Raw genomic sequence first — 16,038 nt, 5'->3', positions numbered from 1 at the left:
GGTGATGACGATGATGACGGGCAAGAGCAGCCTGCTGCTGCACATCGGGTACCCCACCCATTCGTTCAAGGCGCCGATGATCTACAACCCCTGGTTCGAGTCGCACGGCATCGACGCCGCCGTGGTCCCGCTCGGCCTGCCGGAACCGGCCTTCTCGGCCGCCTTCCGTCCGCTGATGACGGCCAGCAACGTACGCGGCGCCCTGATCACCATGCCGCACAAGGTGACCGTCCTGGACCTGGTCGACGAGGTCAGCTCCGGCGCCCGGATCGCCGGTGCCGCCAATGCGGTCCTGGTCCGCGAGGACGGGTCGCTGCTGGCCGACATGTTCGACGGGGAGGGCTTCGTCCGCGGGATGGGGCGGCACGGCCGCTCGCCCGTCGGTGCCCGGGCCCTGGTCGCCGGCTGCGGCGGGGTCGGCTCGGCGATCGCCGCCTCCCTGGCGGCGGCCGGGGTGGCCGAGCTGGCGCTGCACGACGTACGTCCCGGGGTGGCCGAGGGCCTGGCCCGCCGGCTCGCCGAGCACTACCCGCTGCTGCGGACGGTGTTCGACCGGGGCAACGACCCGACCGGCTACGACGTGGTGGTCAACGCCACGCCGATGGGGATGGAGCCGGGTGACCCGTTGCCGTTCGACGTGGAGCGGATCGACCCCGGGGCGTTCGTCGGGGAGGTCGTGATGAAGCAGCACGTCACGCCGTTCCTGGCCGCGGCCCGCGCCCGGGGCTGCGTCACCCAGGTCGGCACCGACATGCTGTTCGAGCAGATCCCGGCGTACCTGGAGTTCTTCGGCTTCGGTTCGACCACGCCGGCCGAGCTGCGGACGGTGGCCCGGCTCGCCGCCTGACGACCCCTACCCTGAAGGTATGACCACCACTTCCGTACCGCCCTGGGTCTCCGCCTACCAGCCGGGTGTCCCGGCGGAGATCGAGCTACCGACCGAATCCCTGGTGGAGATGTTCGAACGGTCGGTGGCCGAGGGCGGTCCGGCGGTGGCGATGACCTTCTTCGGCCGGACCACCACGTACACCGAGCTCGGCCAGCAGGTCTTCCGGGCCGCCGAGGGCCTGCGCCGGCTCGGCGTACGCCCCGGCGACCGGGTCGCCCTGATGCTGCCGAACTGCCCCCAGCACGTCGTCGCGTTCTACGCGGCGCTGCGGCTGGGGGCGGTCGTCGTGGAGCACAACCCGCTCTACACCGCCCGCGAGCTGCTGGAGCTGTTCGAGGACCACGGGGCGAGGGTTGCCATCGCCTGGGACGTGGCCGTGCCCAAGCTGCAGGAGTTCCCGGCCGGCACCCGCCCGGCCACCATCGTCGCGGTCAACATGCTGCAGGAGTTCCCCGCCGCCACCCGGCTGGCGCTGGGGCTGCCGGTCCGCAGGCTGCGCGAGACCCGCGCTTCGCTGACGGCCCCGACCACCGGCACGATGGCGTGGAAGCAGCTGATCGACGCGCCGCCGGTCGACCCCGAGGTGCCGCGCCCGGCCGTGGGCGACCTCGCCGTGGTGCAGTACACCTCCGGCACCACCGGCCACCCCAAGGGCGCGATGCTGACCCACTCCAACCTCTACTCCAACGCCCTGCAGGGCAAGGCGTGGATGAAGGACGCGCAGTACCGCAAGGAGAACTTCTACGCCTTGCTGCCGATGTTCCACGCCTTCGGGATGACGCTGTACCTGACGTACGGGGTGCTGCGGCAGGCCAACCTGGTGCTGTTCCCGAAGTTCGACGTCGACCTGGTGCTGAAGGCCGCCAAGCAGTTCCCGCCGACCGTCTACTGCGCGGTCCCGCCGATCTACGAGCGCACCGCGAAGGCCGCCAAGGAGCGGGGCGTCTCGCTGCGGTCGGCGAAGTACTGCATCTCCGGCGCGATGGCGCTGACCGACCGGGTCGTCGAGCTGTGGGAGTCCGTCTCCGGCGGACTGCTGGTCGAGGGCTACGGGATGACCGAGTCCTCCCCGGTCGCGCTCGGCAACCCGTTCTGGCCGACCCGCCGCACAGGCACGATCGGCGTACCCTTCCCGTCCACCCTGATGAAGGTCGTCGACCCCGACGACCCCACCCGCGAGGTCGCGCAGGGCGAGCGCGGCGAACTGCTCATCAAGGGACCGCAGGTCTTCCAGGGCTACTGGAACAACGCCGAGGAGACGGCCCGGACGCTGCTGCCCGGCGGCTGGTTGCGCACCGGCGACATCGTCACGGTCGACCCGGAGGGCTACACCACCATCGTGGACCGCGCCAAGGAACTGATCATCACCGGCGGCTTCAACGTCGCCCCCTCCGAGGTCGAGACGACGATCCGTACGTATCCCGGGGTCAAGGACGTGGCGGTGGTCGGCAAGCGGCGCGAGGACGGCTCGGAGCTGATCGTCGCCGTGGTCGAGCCCGAACCCGGCGCCACGATCGAGGAGGAGGCCGTACGGGCCCACTGCCGCCAGGAGCTGGCCGCGTACAAGGTGCCCAAGCGGGTCATCGTCGCCGACGGGGAGCTGCCCCGCTCGATGCTCGGCAAGATCCTGCGCAAGCAGGTCCGCGAGTCCCTGCCCGCCGACCTCTAGCCGGGTCCGGCAGCCGCCCCTAGGGTGGGCTCATGACCCAGCTGATCGCGTACGCGGACCGGTTCGGCGGAAGTATCGAGGGACTGCATCGGCTGCTGACCGGGCCGCTGGCGGGGCTCTTCGACGGGGTGCACGTGCTGCCGTACTTCACCCCGTACGACGGGGCGGACGCCGGCTTCGACCCGGTCGACCACACCGCCGTCGACCCGCGGCTGGGCGGCTGGGACGATGTCCGCGCCCTCGCCGGCGACCTGGCGGTGATGACCGACGTCATCGTCAACCACGTCTCGGCCGACTCCGCGGAGTTCCGCGACGTGCGCGAGCGCGGCGACGCCTCCCCGCACGCGCGGATGTTCCTCACCCTCTCCTCGGTGTTCCCCGACGGGGCCACCGAGGAGCAGCTCTCGGCGATCTTCCGGCCCCGGCCTGGCCTGCCGTTCACCCCGTACGACCTGGGCGGGCGACGCCGACTGGTCTGGACCACCTTCACCTCCCAGCAGGTCGACCTGGACCTCGGCAGCGATGAGGGGCAGGCCTACCTGGACCGGGTGCTGACCACCCTGGCGGACGCCGGGGTGAGGATGATCAGGCTCGACGCCGCCGGTTACGCGATCAAGACCCCCGGCACCTCCTGCTTCATGACCGAGGAGACGTTCGCGTTCATCGACCGGCTCGCGGCCCGGGCCCGCGAGCTCGGGATGACCGTGCTGGTCGAGATCCACGCCTCGCACGAGATGCAGCAGCGGATCGCGGCCCGGGTCGACCTGGTCTACGACTTCGCCCTGCCGCCCCTGCTGCTGCACGGGCTGACCACCGGCGACGCCGAGCCGCTGCGCCGCTGGCTGGGGATGCGGCCCACCAACTGCGTCACCGTCCTCGACACCCACGACGGGATCGGGGTGATGGACGTCCGCGGCCTGCTCGACGACGACCAGGTGCACGCCCTGGTCGAGGCGATCCACGAGAACACCCACGGCGAGTCCCGCAAGGCGACCGGGTGGGCCGCCTCCAACGTCGACGTCTACCAGATCAATGCGACCTACTGGTCGGCCGCCGGCGGGGACGACGCCTACCTGCTGGCCCGCGCGATCCAGCTGTTCCTGCCGGGCCTGCCGCAGGTCTACTACGTCGGCCTGCTGGCCGGCGCCGACGACATGGAACTGCTGGCCGCGACCGGGGTCGGCCGGGACATCAACCGGCACCGCTACACCGACGCGGAGATCGCCGAGGCGCTGGAGCGTCCGGTGGTGCGCCGGCAGTTGGAGCTGCTGCGGCTGCGCGCGCAGCACCCGGCGTTCGGCGGGGAGTTCACCCTCGCCGGGGAGGGGCCCCGGCTGGAGCTGGGCTGGCGGTCCGGGGAGTCGTACGTCCGGCTGGAGGCCGACCTGGCCGCCCGGACCTACCGGATCAGCGAAGCCTCCCCCGGCCGGTGAGCGCCCGGGCGACCGCCATCGCGATCGCCACCCCGTTCATCCCGTCCTCGACGTTGCGGGGGACGCGGTCGGCACGCTCGGCCACCAGGGTCACCCCCTGCAGGGTGACGGACCAGGGGCGCTGGTGCGCCAGCAGGAGGGAGCGGACGACCGGGCCGGCCGCCATCCGGCCGAGCAACTCGTCGCCGGTGAGGATCCGGTAGCGGGCGTCGAAGTCGGGTTCGCCGGTGCTGTGGAGCTCGCCGCCGACCAGCCGGCGGCGCTCCTCGGCCAGCTCGACCGGCACGATCCGGACCTCGTTCAGCGGGAACGGCATACGGATCCAGCAGATCGTGGCGTGCGTACGCCGCCCGGGGCTCTCGGGGTCGGTCGACTCGTGCACGATGTGGGCGACCGCGAACTCCTGCCCGTCCTGCCGACCGGCGAAGCCCTCCAGGAAGCGGATCCGGCGGTGCCACTCGCGCAGCTTCGGTGGCCGCGGGCGGATCTCCGAGGCGTGCGCCGTGTAGGTCCAGCCGTGCGCGCGGGCGCCGGACTCCAGCGCCTCCAGCCGGCGGCGCTCGCGGCGCTGGGTGCCGACCACGACGGCCGCCAGCCACCCCACGAACGGGACCGCGAGCAGCAGGGTGATCCAGGTGCCCATCACTGCCGCCCGGAGGACTCGAGGTCGGCGCCGTCGAGGCGGTAGGTGGTCCACTCCTCCAGCGGCTCGGCGCCGAGGGAGCGGTAGAAGTCGATCGAGGGCTGGTTCCAGTCCAGCACCGTCCACTCCAGCCGGGGGTAGCCGCGCTCGGCGCAGACCTCGGCCAGCGAGAGCAGCAGTGCCTTGCCGAGCCCGCTGCCACGGTGCTGCGGCTCGACGTAGAGGTCCTCCAGCCAGATGCCGTTGCGGCCGGTCCAGGTCGAGAAGTTCAGGAAGTACAGCGCGATGCCGACCACCCGGCCGCCGGCCTCGGCGACGTGGCAGAACGTGGTGGGGTGGCCGTGGGCGGGGAAGAGCGCCTGCTCGAAGTCGGCTTCGGTCGCCACGCACGCCTGCGGTGCCTTCTCGTACGTCGCGAGGTCACGGACGAGGCCGAGGATGGCAGGGACGTCGGCGGGCAGGGCGGTGCGAACACGAGGATCGGGCATGCCCTCAGGGTAGTCAGTGGCGGTAGCGGGCCGGGCGGTGAGGAAGGGCCAGGAGAGGAAGGGCCAGGAGAGGAAGGGGCATGAGGAAAGGGCCCGTACCTCCGGGAGGCGGCCCTCGTTCCAGGAAATGTCTGTGGCGGGTCCTAGCGTTGGCGGTGTCAGGTGGTCGACACGTCGGACAGCCCGGGGAGGGGGAGCCCACCATGGTCGAGGACGCGGAGGTGCCCGGTACGGCGTCCGGGATCGCCGAGGAGCTGCTCGCCGGCCGGCGCCGGCAGGTTTCGCTGGAGGCGCGGGAGCTGGTGCTGGTCGCCGGCCTGGTCGACGCCGCGCCCCGGCCCGGCCGTGCCCAGCAGTGGCGGCGCGGTGGCGAGACCCTGGCCTGTTTCGGCGGCGAGGGTACGCCCCGGGTGCCGGAGTTCCTGCCGGTGGAGCTGGGCGCGATGTTCGGCTGTACGCACGCCTCGGCGGCCCTGCTGATCGCCGATGCCCTGAACCTGCGCCACCGTCACCCGCGGCTGTGGGCCTCGATGCAGCGCGGCGAGATCAGGGCCTGGCAGGCCCGCAAGATCGCCGGACTGGCGCATGCCCTGACCATCGAGCAGGCGGATGCGCTGGACGCGGTGCTGGCCCCTGCGGTGCCCGGACTGGCATGGACCCGCGCACTGGCCCTGGCCGAGGGCGAGATCGCCCGGATCGCGCCCGACCTGGTCGCCGCCCGGACCGACGCGGCGCGCCGGGCCCGCTTCGTCCGGTTGGGCCGCCAGAAGCCGGGACCGGGTGTGACCTCGCTGGTGGCGCACCTGGACACTGCGGACGCGGTGTACGTGGATGCGGCGGTCGACCAGGTGGCCCGCGCGCTGGCCGAGCAGGGCGACACCGATCCGCTGGACGCCCGCCGCGCGCGTGCGCTGGGAATCCTGGCGACGCCCGCGCTGGCCGCCGCGATCCTCGCCGATGCGGGGGAGCTGGTTCAGGAAGCCGCTGAGCCGGGGCCCGATCCCGAAGAGCAGCCCGAGCCCGAGCCCGAGCCCGAGCCCGAGCCCGATCCGGACCCCGACGCCCCGCGGCCGCGCTCCTGGTGGCGCGCCCGGACCACCGACCTCGCCGAGGCGTTCCGACAGGTCGACCGGTCCAGGCTGCGCCCACCCGTACGCCTGTTCGTCCACGTCGGCGCGGCCGACCTGCTCGCCGGCCGGGGCATCGCCCGGACCGAGGGCCACGGGCCGGTGCTGCTGGAGCGGCTGGAGGAACTCCTCGGCGGTGGGGCGGTGCGGGTGACGCAGGTCATCGACACGGCAGACTCGGTTGCCGTGGACTCGTACGAGATCCCCGACCGGATGCGTGAGCAGGTGCGCCAGACCCAGCCCTACGACATCGCGCCGTGGGGCAGCTACGGGTCGCGCTCCTGCGACCTCGACCACACCCGGCCGTGGAGCACCGGCGGACCGACAAGTGCCCGCAACCTCGGGCCCCTCGGCCGGACCGCGCACCGCGCCCGCACCCATGGCGGCTTCCACCTGACCCAGCCGGTGCCTGGTTGCTGGGTCTGGCGCACGCCGCTGGGCTACTGCTACAGCGTCAGCAACCAGGGCACCGTGTCCTGGGGCCGCCAGGTCAGTGACTGCGAGGCCGCCTGGTCACACGCCCGCCCAAGACGACCCCAGCCACCGCCAGCACCAGCGTCCCCAGCTGGACCCGTCGGGCGAGACGGATGGCTCGTCCGACGTCCGCCGGGGCCGGTGCTCGCCCGGTTCCCAACTCGCCCCGGTGCTCGATCCGACCCCCGTACGCGTTGGTCCCGCCCAGACGGATCCCCAGCGCGCCGGCGAAGGCCGCCTCGATCTTCCCGCCGTTCGGGCTGGGGTGCGCGGGCGCGTCCCGGCGGATCGCGCCCCAGGCCTCCGGCGAGGTCCCGGCGGCGAGCGCGGCACCGAGCCGCGCGGGCGCCCAGTTGACCACGTCGTCCAGCCGGGCGGCGACCTTGCCGAACCGTTCGTAGCGGTCGTTGCGGTAGCCGATCATCGCGTCCAGCGTGTTCGTCGCCCGGTGCGCCACCATGCCCACCGGGCCGGCGAGCGCACCCCAGACCAGGGGAGCGACGACCGCATCGGAGGTGTTCTCTGCCAGCGACTCGATCGTCGCGCGGGTCACGCCCGCGCCGTCCAGCGACCAGGGGTCCCGGCCGACCAGGTGGCTGACCTGCTCCCGGGCGGCCTCGAGGTCGCCCCGGTCCAGGTGCGCCGCCACGGCGGCCGCCTCCCGCTCCAGGGACCTGCCTCCCAGCACCACCCACGTCACCGCGGCGGTCCAGGCCACCTCGGCCACCGGATGGCGCCGCGCGAGCGACCCGACCAGCGCCGCACCGGCAGCGGTGCCCCCGACGAGCAGCCCCACGTGCACGGCGCCCGCCGGCACCGTGTCCGCGTACGTCCGACGCTCCAGCGCCGCGGCAGCCCGGCCGAACAACGCCACCGGGTGCCCGCGCCGCGGATCGCCCAGCAGCCGGTCCAGTCCGAAGCCCAGCGCCAATCCCAGCGCCCGGGTCAGCGGCCGCCCGCTCACAGGGCCACCACCGCCACCACGGCCAGTCCCGTCGCGGCCGCCTCGATACACGCTCCGAGCACGTCCCCGGTGATGCCGCCCAACCGGCGTACGCACCACCACAGCAGCATGCCCGCCGACGCCACTCCGCCGAACGCCGCCAGGGCCCCGGCCCACCACGTGGCCCCGGACAACACCGCCACCGCGGACAGCGCACCCGCCCACAGCAGCCACGTCAGCACCGCACCAGGCACCGGCACCGACCCTGCGACGGCCTGGCCCAGGCCCTCGGGACGTGCCGCCCGGACCCCGCGTACGCAGGCGACCGCCAGCGCCGCGCGTGACGCGGCGACCAGCGCGGTCACCAGCAGCCAGCCCCACGGCCGTGCCAGCAGGTCCCCATACGCCGCGGCCTGCAGGCCGAACACGATGACGAGCGTTCCGGCGCCCATCGGTCCGACGTCGCCGGTGCGCATCACCTCCAGCGCACGGTCCCGGTCCCAGGACGCGCCCAGGCCGTCGGCGGTGTCGGCGAGCCCGTCCCAGTGCATCGCGCGGGTCAGCTGGCCGAGCACCCCCACCACCAGCAGGCCGCCGACCAGGCCGGGAGCCCCCAGCCGTACGGCGACGGCACCGATCGCGGCCGAGGCCAGCGCGACGGGCAGCACCACGTACGACCCGGCCAGCATCGCGGTCCTGGCCACGGCGGGGGTGACCTGCGCGATCGCCCCGGCCGGGATCCGGGTCAGCGTGCCGAGCGCGAGCCGCCAGCCGTCAGCCGGCCCGGGCTCAGCTGACATCGGCCAGTGTGGCCATCTCGCGCATCAGGGCGATCCCGGTCCGGACCAGTGGCACCGCGGCGACCGCCCCGGAGCCCTCGCCGAGGCGCAGCCCCAGGTCGAGGATCGGCTCGAGGCCGAGCCGGTCGAGGGCGTACGTCAGGCCGGGCTCGGGGGAACGGTGCCCGGCCCGCATCCAGGCCTTGGCGCCGGGGGCGATGGCCTCGGCCATCGTCGCCTCGGCGGCCGCGATCACGCCGTCGACCAGGACCGGGACACCGGCGCGGGCGGCGGCGACCATGAAGCCGGTCGCGGCGGCGATGTCGGCCGAGCCGAGGCAGGCCAGCCGCTGCACGGGGTCGGCGAGCCGGTCGCCGCAGCGGGCGATCGCCTCGTCGATGATCGCGGCCTTGCGCAGTCGCCCGGCCTCGTCCAGGCCGGTCCCGGTGCCGGTCACCTCGGCGGCCGGCGCTCCGTACGTCGCGGCGATCAGGGCGGCCGACGGGGTGGTGTTGCCGATCCCGAGGTCGCCGGCGATCAGCAGCTGGGCGCCGGCGGCGATCTCCTCGGCGGCGATCGCCGCGCCCTCGGCCAGGGCACGCTCGGCCTCCTCGCGGGTCAGCGCGTCCTCCACGCGGATGTTGCCGCTGCCGTGCCGCACCTTGTGCGCGGTCACCTCGGCGGGAACGTCGGGATCGGCGTCGACGCCGATGTCCAGGACACGTACGTGCACCCCGTGCTGGCGGGCGATCACGCAGACGCCGGCGCCACCGGCCAGGATGCCGTGCAGCATGCCGACGGTGATCGCGGTCGGGAAGGCGGAGACGCCGTCGGCGGCCACACCGTGGTCACCGGCGAAGACGACGACCCGTACGTTCTCCAGCGGCGCCGGCGGGACCTGGCCCTGGGCGGCGGCGATCCAGCAGCCCAGGTCCACCAGTCCGTCGAGGGCACCCGGGGGCATCGCCAGGGAGCCGGCATGGGCTCGGGCGGCGGCATGGACGGCGGGGGAGGGAGGGGGCAGCGTCATCGTTTCTCCAAGGGGAGGGTGGAGACGCGCTCGGACCGCAACAAGCCCGTGGATACGAGTGAGTGGATGGTGGACCGGTCAGGGCCCGAGCGCGCCCGTCTAGCAGGTACGCGTCATCCGGAGCAGGCGGGGACGAAACCCGTGGCTGCAGCAGACATGGTGTCCTCTCCGGGATGACGCGTCCCAGTCGTGGTGGCACGCGGACCGAGTTCCTGACTTGAGAACTCACAGTGGCGCGACCGTGCCGGATTCCCACCGGCTTCCTCGGGCACCGCGTGATGCTGGCGCCAGACTACACGCCGGGAAATCCCTCGTGCTCGCGGTGCCGAGCCGGCTCCAGCTGGAACGTCGAATGCTCCACCGACACCGGGAAATGGCCCGCGACACACTCCTGCAGGGAGTCCAGGATCTCGGTCACGTGGCCGGAGTGGAAGCACTCGTCCTCGACCACGACGTGGGCGCTGAGCACCGGCAGGTCGGTGGCGATCATGCTGGCGTGCAGGTCATGGACCTCCAGGACGTGGTCGAGTTCGAGGATGTGGCGGCGTACGTCGGCGAGGTCCAGTCCCTCGGGGGTCCACTCCAGCAGCACCCGCGTCGAGTGGCGCAGCAGGACCAGGGTCCGCGGGATGATCAGCGCCGCGATCAGCATGCCGGCGACGGCATCGGCCCGGACCCAGCCGAGGGTGGTGATCAGTACGGCCGCGACGATCACGGCGACCGAACCCAGCGCGTCGTTGGCCACCTCCAGGAAGGCGGCCCGCAGGTTGAGGTTGATCGACCGGTGGCTGAGCAGGACGGCCAGCGAGGCGAGGTTGCCGACCAGGCCGATGATGCCGAACAGCAGCAACTGGTTCGAGGCCACCTCGGGTGGGGACAGCAGTCGGCGGAAGCCCTCGACCAGGGCGTAGATGCCGACGGCGAGCAGCAGGGCGGCCTGCCACTGGGCGGCGATCACCTCCGCGCGGCGGAACCCCCAGGTCCGGCGGGGATCGGCGGGCCGGGTCGCCAGGTGGGCCGCGGCGAGCGCCATCGACAGGCCGGCGACGTCGGTGAGCATGTGGGCGGCGTCGGTGAGCAGCGCCAGGCTGCCGGTGACCAGGGCTCCGACCACCTCGGCGACCAGGACGGTGGCGGTGATGGCGAGCGCGATGACCAGCCGGCCGCGGGCCACCCCCGCCGAGTGGCTGTGGCCGGGGGCGCCGTGCTCATGGTCGCCGTGCTCATGTGCGGCGTGGTCGTGGGAGTGTCCCATGACCGGAAGTGTAGGGCCGAAGAGTCAGCGGCGCGGCCACGCGCAGGTCGTGCAGGCGCCCCCGCGGCGGGCCTGGACCAGGTTCCACGTCAGCACCGCCAGCCCGAGCACGATGCCCGCGACGGTGTTGACGACGACGCCGACGACGATGCCGAGCATCAGCGGGATCGAGATCGCGCAGGGGGAGAGCTTCATGCCACGAGAGTACCCCCTGGGGTATCGGTGTCGTACGCCGGCGTTCCGGTCGGCGTTCCAGACCGTACGACCCTCAGACGGCTCCGGGGAACCCGAACTGCCGCCAGGCCTCGTACGTGGCGATGGCCGTGGCGTTCGACAGGTTGAGCGAGCGGTTCTCCGGTCGCATCGGGATGCGGATCTGCTCGGTGACGCGCGGGTCGGCCAGCACCTCGGGGTCCAGGCCGGTCGGCTCCGGGCCGAACAGCAGCACGTCGCCCTCCTCGTACGCCACGTCGGTGTGCCGTACGGTCGCGTGCGACGTGAAGGCGAAGACCCTGGCCGGCAGCAGCGCCGCGTACGCCGCCTCGAGGTCCTCGTGCACGGTGACGTTCGCCATGTCGTGGTAGTCCAGCCCGGCACGCTTCAGGTGGGTGTCGTCCATCGAGAAGCCGAGCGGCCCGGCCAGGTGCAGGTGGGCCCCGGTGATCGCCGCCAGGCGGATCGTCGCCCCGGTGTTGTGGGGGATGCGGGGGGAGTGGAACAGGATGCGGACCGGACACGACATGCCGGACAGTGTGCCACGGCGGGCGCGCCCCGGGTCACGGCCAGGTGTGCTCGACCGCGCTGGAGAAGGTCCGTTCCTCGCCGCTGAACGGGTCCGGGAACGACAGCGTCCGGGCGACCAGTTCCAACGGGGTGGAGAAGTCGTCGACGTCCACGTCGAGCACCTCCGGGTAGAGCGGATCGCCGAGGATCGGGATGCCGAGACCGTCCAGGTGGACGCGCAGCTGGTGGGTCTTGCCGGTGGTCGGGGTGAGCCGGTAGAGGCCGTACGGCCCGCGGACCTCGACCAGTTCGACCAGGGTGTGCGTGTTCGGGGCCCGGTCGGGCAGCACGTCGGCCTGCAGGACGCCGCGCCGCTTGGCCAGGTGGTTGGCGACCTCGGCCGGCAGCACCAGGCCGGGGCGGACCGGGGCGAGGGCGGTGTAGGTCTTGCGGGCCAGCCGGTGCTCGAACACCTGCTGGTAGGGCGCGCGCCAGCGCCGCTCGGTGGTCAGCAGCAGCACGCCGGCGGTGAGCCGGTCCAGCCGATGCGCAGGGGAGAGCTCGGGCAGGTCGAGGGCGCGGCGCATCCGGACCACGACGCTCTGGGTGACGTGGCGCCCGCGCGGGATCGAGGACAGGAAGTGCGGCTTGTCGACCACCACGATCCGCTCGTCGCGGTGCAGCACCCTCACCTCGAACGGCACCTCGGGCTCCTCGCGCAGGTCGCGGTGGAACCAGAGGAAGGTGTGCGGGGTGTACGGCTCGGTGCCGGTGATCGGGTCGGCGTCGGATCGTACGAAGCGGCCGGCCGCCAGCATCGCGGCCACCGGGGCCTGGTCGGAGAGCCGGTCGCGGAGGAAGTCGCCCAGCGTCGTCCAGGGCGCCGGCTTGTCGGCATCGGGCGTACGGATCCAGGCGGCCTCCAGCCCGTGGCGGCGGGGCAGTGGGGAGCGAGGAGGCACCGCCCCAGCGTAGGCGGTGCGCCGCCAGCGCCGGCCCCCGAATGGAACGATCCCCCCGGGGGTATCCTGGGTCGTGGGAGGATGCCCCGGTGAAACGCCCCATTGCCCTGTTGATGCTGACCAACGTCCTCGGTGGAGTCGGCGTCGCCTCCGGTATCGCCGTCGGCGCCCTGCTCGTCCAGCAGGTCGCCGGTACTGCCTGGTCCGGCTTCGGCCAGGCGCTGTCGGTGCTGGGGGCCGCGATCGCGGCCGTCCCGCTCGCCCAACTCGCAGCCCGCCGTGGCCGGCGTACGGCGCTGGCGACCGGCTACCGGCTCGCCGCCCTCGGTGCCGCGGCGGTCGTGCTCGGTGCCGTGCTCCAGTCCGCCGTGGTGCTGTTCGTCGCGCTGCTGCTGTTCGGCATCGCCCAGGCCACCAACCTGCAGACCCGCTACGCCGGCGCGGAGTACGCGGCGGGCCCACGCAAGGCGACCCTGATGTCGCTGGTCTTCTGGGCCACCACGATCGGCTCGGTGGTGGGCCCCAACCTGTCCACGGCCGGCGGCCGGCTCGGGCAGTCACTGCGCCTTCCGGACCTGTCCGGCCCGTACCTGTTCGGCATCGTGGCGTTCCTGCTCGCCTCCTTGGTGGCGATGCTGCTGCCGCCCTCCACCACGACCCCCGCGGCCACCGGCAGGGGGCGGTCCGGGATCAGTGCCCTGGCCGCGCTGCGCTGGGCGATGGCCCACCCGACGGCACGGTTCGCCGTCCTGCTCACCGCGGTCGCGCACGGGGTGATGGTCGGGGTGATGTCGATGACCCCGGTCCAGGTCCGCGGCCACGGGCACGGCCTGGAGATGGTCGGGCTGGTGATCAGCCTGCACATCCTCGGCATGTACGCGTTCAGCCCGGTCTTCGGCTGGCTCGCCGACCGGATCGGCGCGATCCGAGTGGCCGGCATCGGCCTGGTCGTCCTGCTGGCGGCCACCGTGACCGGCCTGCTCGCCGCCAACGGCCACCTCGCCCTGACCATGGTGGCCCTGGTCCTGCTCGGCCTGGGCTGGTCGGCCTCGATCATCTCGGCCTCCGCCCTGCTCGCCGGCGTCGACTCCGGCGAGGTCCGGGTGCCGCTGCAGGGCGCCAACGACGCGCTGATGAACTACGTCGGGGCCGGTGCGGCGATCATCGGCGGCCCGGTGATGGCGTTCCTCGGCTACGGCGGCCTCAACATCGGCGCCGCACTGCTCCTGGTGCCCGCGGTCATCGCCGGCGTGCTGGCCGTCCGCACCCGGGTCCTGGTGGCCTAGCCGACCGGGGAACGGTCACCGACTTTGCGTCGCGGCGCCCAACGGGTAACGTGGCGCCAGCACCCTCCGGGGTGCACTGCGGGTGAGGCCTATGGGTGAGGCGCCACACTTCCTGTGTGGAGAACAAGGTTCGAGTCCTTGCGCCCGCTCCACTGTTGTCCGGGGCGGAGGTGGCATGGGGGTTCGCGCGCTCTTCGCGGACACCCGACCCCTGCACGATCCCCACTTCCGGCGGCTCTGGACCGCCAACATCATCACCGTCATCGGCGCCCAGCTCACCGTGGTGGCGGTCCCGGCCCAGCTCTACGCCCTCACCGGCAACTCGGCGTACGTCGGCCTGACCGGCCTGTTCGGCCTGGTCCCGCTGGTGGTGTTCGGGCTCTGGGGCGGGGCACTGGCCGACTTCATGGACCGTCGCCTGCTGATGGTGCTGTCCACCATCGGCCTGATCCTGACCGCCGCGATGTTCTGGCTGCAGGCGGCGACGGACGTCGGCAACGTCTGGCTGATCCTGACCATCTTCGCCCTCCAACAGGCGTTCTTCGCGATCAACCAGCCCACCCGTACGTCCATCCTGCCCCGGCTGCTGCCGCGCGGGCAGTTGCCGGCGGCGAACTCGCTGAACATGACGGTGATGCAGTTCGGGGCGATCGCGGGTCCGCTGGTCGGTGGTGCGCTGATCCCGGTGCTCGGCTTCTCCTGGCTGTACCTGGCCGACACCGTCTTCCTGCTGGCGACACTGTGGGCCGCGGTCCGGTTGCCGGCACTGCCCCCGGCCTCCGCGCCGACCTCCGCCCCAGCAGGCGTGCCCGGGCTGCGGTCGGTGGTCGAGGGGTTCAGCTACCTGCGCGCCCAGCCGGTGCTGATGATGTCGTTCCTGGTCGACGTGATCGCGATGATGTTCGGGATGCCGCGGGCGCTGTTCCCGCAGATGGCGCACGAGTCGTTCGGCGGCCCCAGCGAGGGCGGCCTGGCGTTTGCCCTGCTGTTCGCCGCGATCCCGGCCGGAGCCCTGCTCGGCGGGATCCTCTCCGGCTGGATCTCCCGGGTCTCGCGCCAGGGCCGGGCAGTGGTGCTGTGCATCGTCGTGTGGGGCGGTGCCATGGTCGGCTTCGGCCTCTTCGTCTGGCAGGGACTGCTGCTGCCCGCGCTGGCGATGCTCGCCCTCGGCGGCGCCGCGGACATGGCCTCGGCGGCCTTCCGCCAGACGATCCTGCAGGAGGCCGCCAGCGACGAGGTCCGCGGGCGGCTGCAGGGCATCTTCATCGTCGTGGTGGCCGGCGGGCCCCGGATGGCCGACACGCTGCACGGGGCGGCCGCGGCGGTCGTCGGAACGGTCGTCGCGACCACCGGCGGTGGGGCCCTGGTGGTCATCGGCGTGGTGCTGGCCGCGCTGCTGGTACCGGCCTTCGTCCGCTACCGCGTCGCGCGCTGAGGCCGGCGCTCGATCCCCGCGGCGTCGGCGGCGGCCCCGTACGCCTCGGCCAGGCTGGCCACGGTCTCGTGCGCGTTCAGGCCCGACGGGTTCGGCAGCACCCACAGTTCCGCTCCGGCCAGGAGCTCGGGCTGCCGGCCGGCCCGCGCGCGGGGGCGGCGGAAGCCGGTGCGGTAGGCGCCCAGCCCGACGATGGCGACCACCCGCGGGTGGTGCTCGGCGACGAATCGCTGCAGTCGTACGGCCCCGTCGCGGATCTCCTGGGTGCTGAGCTCGTCGGCCCGGGCGGAGGCGCGGCTGACGAAGTTGGTGATGCCGACCCCGCGGCCCTCCACATGGCGCCGGTCGGCCTCACTCATGCCCTCCTTGCAGTCGACCGGGTGCTCGGTGATCCCGGCCAGCGCGAGCGCGGGCCAGAAGCGGTTGCCCGGCCGCGCGAAGTGCGCCCCGGTCGCCGCCGACCAGAGGCCGGGGTTGATCCCGACGAAGAGCAGCCGCAGGTCGTCGGGCAGCAGGTCGGGTACGGGTTGGTGGGGTACGGGCTGCGCGGTGCTCACCCGTGCACGATAGACCGGCTACGGTGCTGGGCATGCCCTCCTACCGCGTCGCGCTCCAGGTCACCGACGTACGCCCCGGGCACCGGCCCTCGGCGGTCATCGACGTGGCCGCCCGGGCGGTCCGGGAGGTCGCCCACCTCGACAAGCCGGACCTGGTGATGGAGGACCGGCAGCCCTGGGTGGTGGTCCGGTTCAGCATCGATCCGACCGGTCGGGCCGAGGAGGACGTCCGGGCGCGGGCCGTGCTGGCGCACGTCGAGCGGGCGGTGGGGACGGTGGCGACCTTCGACCGGATCCGGTTGAGCCGCCGGGTGCGCGGCGAATGGCTCATCGTCCCGCGATGAT

General features: G+C 73.1%; 16 protein-coding genes, 1 tRNA gene, 1 pseudogene and 1 riboswitch. Of the genes and pseudogenes, 8 read left to right on the top strand and 10 right to left on the bottom strand.

Features of this window, described 5'->3' with window-relative positions:
- Nucleotides 1-4: 4 nt before the first annotated feature.
- From GA0111570_RS05765 to gtfA, 3 genes are read left to right on the top strand one after another with little or no spacing between them, the layout of a single operon-like run.
- A complete protein-coding gene (locus GA0111570_RS05765; RefSeq protein WP_217634036.1) occupies nucleotides 5-847 on the top strand; it encodes a shikimate dehydrogenase family protein in 843 nt (280 codons plus the stop codon).
- Between the two features lie 19 nt (nucleotides 848-866).
- Complete coding sequence (locus tag GA0111570_RS05760; protein ID WP_092607674.1) at nucleotides 867-2,558, top strand: long-chain-fatty-acid--CoA ligase; 1,692 nt, start codon at nucleotides 867-869, stop codon at nucleotides 2,556-2,558.
- 32 nt (nucleotides 2,559-2,590) lie between these two features.
- Nucleotides 2,591-3,991 carry a sucrose phosphorylase gene (gene gtfA / locus GA0111570_RS05755; RefSeq protein WP_092607671.1) on the top strand — a complete coding sequence of 467 codons (1,401 nt, stop codon included), beginning with the start codon at nucleotides 2,591-2,593 and terminating at the stop codon, nucleotides 3,989-3,991.
- Here the strand turns inward: gtfA and GA0111570_RS05750 are convergent.
- Complete coding sequence (locus tag GA0111570_RS05750) at nucleotides 3,966-4,634, bottom strand: hypothetical protein (protein WP_092607668.1); 669 nt, start codon at nucleotides 4,632-4,634, stop codon at nucleotides 3,966-3,968. The two genes, gtfA and GA0111570_RS05750, sit on opposite strands and share 26 nt — an antisense overlap.
- The gene (locus GA0111570_RS05745; protein WP_092607665.1) at nucleotides 4,634-5,122 is read right to left on the bottom strand and encodes a GNAT family N-acetyltransferase; all 489 of its coding nucleotides are present in this window, start codon (nucleotides 5,120-5,122) and stop codon (nucleotides 4,634-4,636) included. Before GA0111570_RS05745 ends, GA0111570_RS05750 begins: the two co-directional genes overlap by 1 nt.
- 80 nt (nucleotides 5,123-5,202) lie before the next feature.
- Here GA0111570_RS05745 and GA0111570_RS18390 point away from each other — a divergent pair.
- Nucleotides 5,203-6,006, top strand: a pseudogene (locus GA0111570_RS18390) (DUF222 domain-containing protein); the annotation flags it as partial.
- A 733-nt stretch (nucleotides 6,007-6,739) separates the two neighbouring features.
- On the opposite strand, the gene GA0111570_RS05735 reads toward GA0111570_RS18390, so the two are convergent.
- From GA0111570_RS05735 to GA0111570_RS05710, 7 genes are all read right to left on the bottom strand, one after another.
- Nucleotides 6,740-7,687, bottom strand: a complete 948-nt coding sequence (locus GA0111570_RS05735; protein WP_092607658.1) for a cobalamin biosynthesis protein — start codon at nucleotides 7,685-7,687, stop codon at nucleotides 6,740-6,742.
- On the bottom strand, nucleotides 7,684-8,466 hold the full coding sequence (locus tag GA0111570_RS05730) for an adenosylcobinamide-GDP ribazoletransferase (RefSeq protein WP_092607655.1): 783 nt from the start codon (nucleotides 8,464-8,466) through the stop codon (nucleotides 7,684-7,686). The genes GA0111570_RS05735 and GA0111570_RS05730 overlap by 4 nt, the downstream gene beginning before the upstream one ends.
- Nucleotides 8,456-9,475: a nicotinate-nucleotide--dimethylbenzimidazole phosphoribosyltransferase gene (cobT, locus tag GA0111570_RS05725; protein WP_092607652.1), complete on the bottom strand. Its 1,020-nt coding sequence runs from the start codon at nucleotides 9,473-9,475 to the stop codon at nucleotides 8,456-8,458. The genes GA0111570_RS05730 and cobT overlap by 11 nt, the downstream gene beginning before the upstream one ends.
- Before the next feature lie 186 nt (nucleotides 9,476-9,661).
- Nucleotides 9,662-9,785: riboswitch (cobalamin riboswitch) on the bottom strand.
- Nucleotides 9,768-10,730, bottom strand: coding sequence for a cation diffusion facilitator family transporter (locus GA0111570_RS05720; protein ID WP_092607649.1), 963 nt, complete (start codon nucleotides 10,728-10,730; stop codon nucleotides 9,768-9,770). It overlaps the preceding riboswitch by 18 nt.
- A gap of 24 nt (nucleotides 10,731-10,754) precedes the next feature.
- On the bottom strand, nucleotides 10,755-10,925 hold the full coding sequence (locus GA0111570_RS17630; RefSeq protein ID WP_175557347.1) for a hypothetical protein: 171 nt from the start codon (nucleotides 10,923-10,925) through the stop codon (nucleotides 10,755-10,757).
- Between the two features lie 73 nt (nucleotides 10,926-10,998).
- Nucleotides 10,999-11,472, bottom strand: a complete 474-nt coding sequence (locus GA0111570_RS05715; protein ID WP_092607646.1) for a tRNA (cytidine(34)-2'-O)-methyltransferase — start codon at nucleotides 11,470-11,472, stop codon at nucleotides 10,999-11,001.
- A 34-nt stretch (nucleotides 11,473-11,506) separates the two neighbouring features.
- Nucleotides 11,507-12,271 carry a pseudouridine synthase gene (locus GA0111570_RS05710; RefSeq protein WP_425438610.1) on the bottom strand — a complete coding sequence of 255 codons (765 nt, stop codon included), beginning with the start codon at nucleotides 12,269-12,271 and terminating at the stop codon, nucleotides 11,507-11,509.
- 233 nt (nucleotides 12,272-12,504) lie between these two features.
- Here GA0111570_RS05710 and GA0111570_RS05705 point away from each other — a divergent pair, with 233 nt between their 5' ends.
- The 3 genes from GA0111570_RS05705 (at nucleotide 12,505) to GA0111570_RS05695 (ending at nucleotide 15,136) form a co-directional block, all read left to right on the top strand.
- Nucleotides 12,505-13,701: an MFS transporter gene (locus GA0111570_RS05705; RefSeq protein WP_217634035.1), complete on the top strand. Its 1,197-nt coding sequence runs from the start codon at nucleotides 12,505-12,507 to the stop codon at nucleotides 13,699-13,701.
- 78 nt (nucleotides 13,702-13,779) lie between these two features.
- Nucleotides 13,780-13,853, top strand: a tRNA-Gly gene (locus GA0111570_RS05700).
- A gap of 23 nt (nucleotides 13,854-13,876) precedes the next feature.
- Nucleotides 13,877-15,136, top strand: coding sequence for an MFS transporter (locus tag GA0111570_RS05695; protein ID WP_092607637.1), 1,260 nt, complete (start codon nucleotides 13,877-13,879; stop codon nucleotides 15,134-15,136).
- Here GA0111570_RS05695 and GA0111570_RS05690 read toward each other — a convergent pair.
- A complete protein-coding gene (locus tag GA0111570_RS05690; RefSeq protein ID WP_092607634.1) occupies nucleotides 15,118-15,693 on the bottom strand; it encodes a mismatch-specific DNA-glycosylase in 576 nt (191 codons plus the stop codon). The two genes, GA0111570_RS05695 and GA0111570_RS05690, sit on opposite strands and share 19 nt — an antisense overlap.
- A gap of 32 nt (nucleotides 15,694-15,725) precedes the next feature.
- Between GA0111570_RS05690 and GA0111570_RS17625 the strand changes: the two genes are divergently transcribed.
- Nucleotides 15,726-16,037, top strand: coding sequence for a hypothetical protein (locus GA0111570_RS17625; RefSeq protein WP_175557346.1), 312 nt, complete (start codon nucleotides 15,726-15,728; stop codon nucleotides 16,035-16,037).
- The last annotated feature ends 1 nt before the right edge of the window (nucleotide 16,038 follow it).

Source organism: Raineyella antarctica, assembly GCF_900092135.1.
Lineage (GTDB): Bacteria > Actinomycetota > Actinomycetes > Propionibacteriales > Propionibacteriaceae > Raineyella > Raineyella antarctica.
The sequence above is the reverse complement of the archived record's forward strand: the minus strand, read 5'-3'. Positions and strand labels throughout refer to the sequence as shown.

Coding starts and splice junctions, on each gene's coding strand:
- GA0111570_RS05765 (WP_217634036.1), top strand. CDS start 5: ATGACGATGATGACGGGCAAGAGCAGCCTGCTGCTGCACATCGGGTAC.
- GA0111570_RS05760 (WP_092607674.1), top strand. CDS start 867: ATGACCACCACTTCCGTACCGCCCTGGGTCTCCGCCTACCAGCCGGGT.
- gtfA (WP_092607671.1), top strand. CDS start 2,591: ATGACCCAGCTGATCGCGTACGCGGACCGGTTCGGCGGAAGTATCGAG.
- GA0111570_RS05750 (WP_092607668.1), bottom strand. CDS start 4,634: ATGGGCACCTGGATCACCCTGCTGCTCGCGGTCCCGTTCGTGGGGTGG.
- GA0111570_RS05745 (WP_092607665.1), bottom strand. CDS start 5,122: ATGCCCGATCCTCGTGTTCGCACCGCCCTGCCCGCCGACGTCCCTGCC.
- GA0111570_RS05730 (WP_092607655.1), bottom strand. CDS start 8,466: ATGTCAGCTGAGCCCGGGCCGGCTGACGGCTGGCGGCTCGCGCTCGGC.
- cobT (WP_092607652.1), bottom strand. CDS start 9,475: ATGACGCTGCCCCCTCCCTCCCCCGCCGTCCATGCCGCCGCCCGAGCC.
- GA0111570_RS05720 (WP_092607649.1), bottom strand. CDS start 10,730: ATGGGACACTCCCACGACCACGCCGCACATGAGCACGGCGACCATGAG.
- GA0111570_RS17630 (WP_175557347.1), bottom strand. CDS start 10,925: ATGAAGCTCTCCCCCTGCGCGATCTCGATCCCGCTGATGCTCGGCATC.
- GA0111570_RS05715 (WP_092607646.1), bottom strand. CDS start 11,472: ATGTCGTGTCCGGTCCGCATCCTGTTCCACTCCCCCCGCATCCCCCAC.
- GA0111570_RS05710 (WP_425438610.1), bottom strand. CDS start 12,271: ATGCTGGCGGCCGGCCGCTTCGTACGATCCGACGCCGACCCGATCACC.
- GA0111570_RS05695 (WP_092607637.1), top strand. CDS start 13,877: ATGGGGGTTCGCGCGCTCTTCGCGGACACCCGACCCCTGCACGATCCC.
- GA0111570_RS17625 (WP_175557346.1), top strand. CDS start 15,726: ATGCCCTCCTACCGCGTCGCGCTCCAGGTCACCGACGTACGCCCCGGG.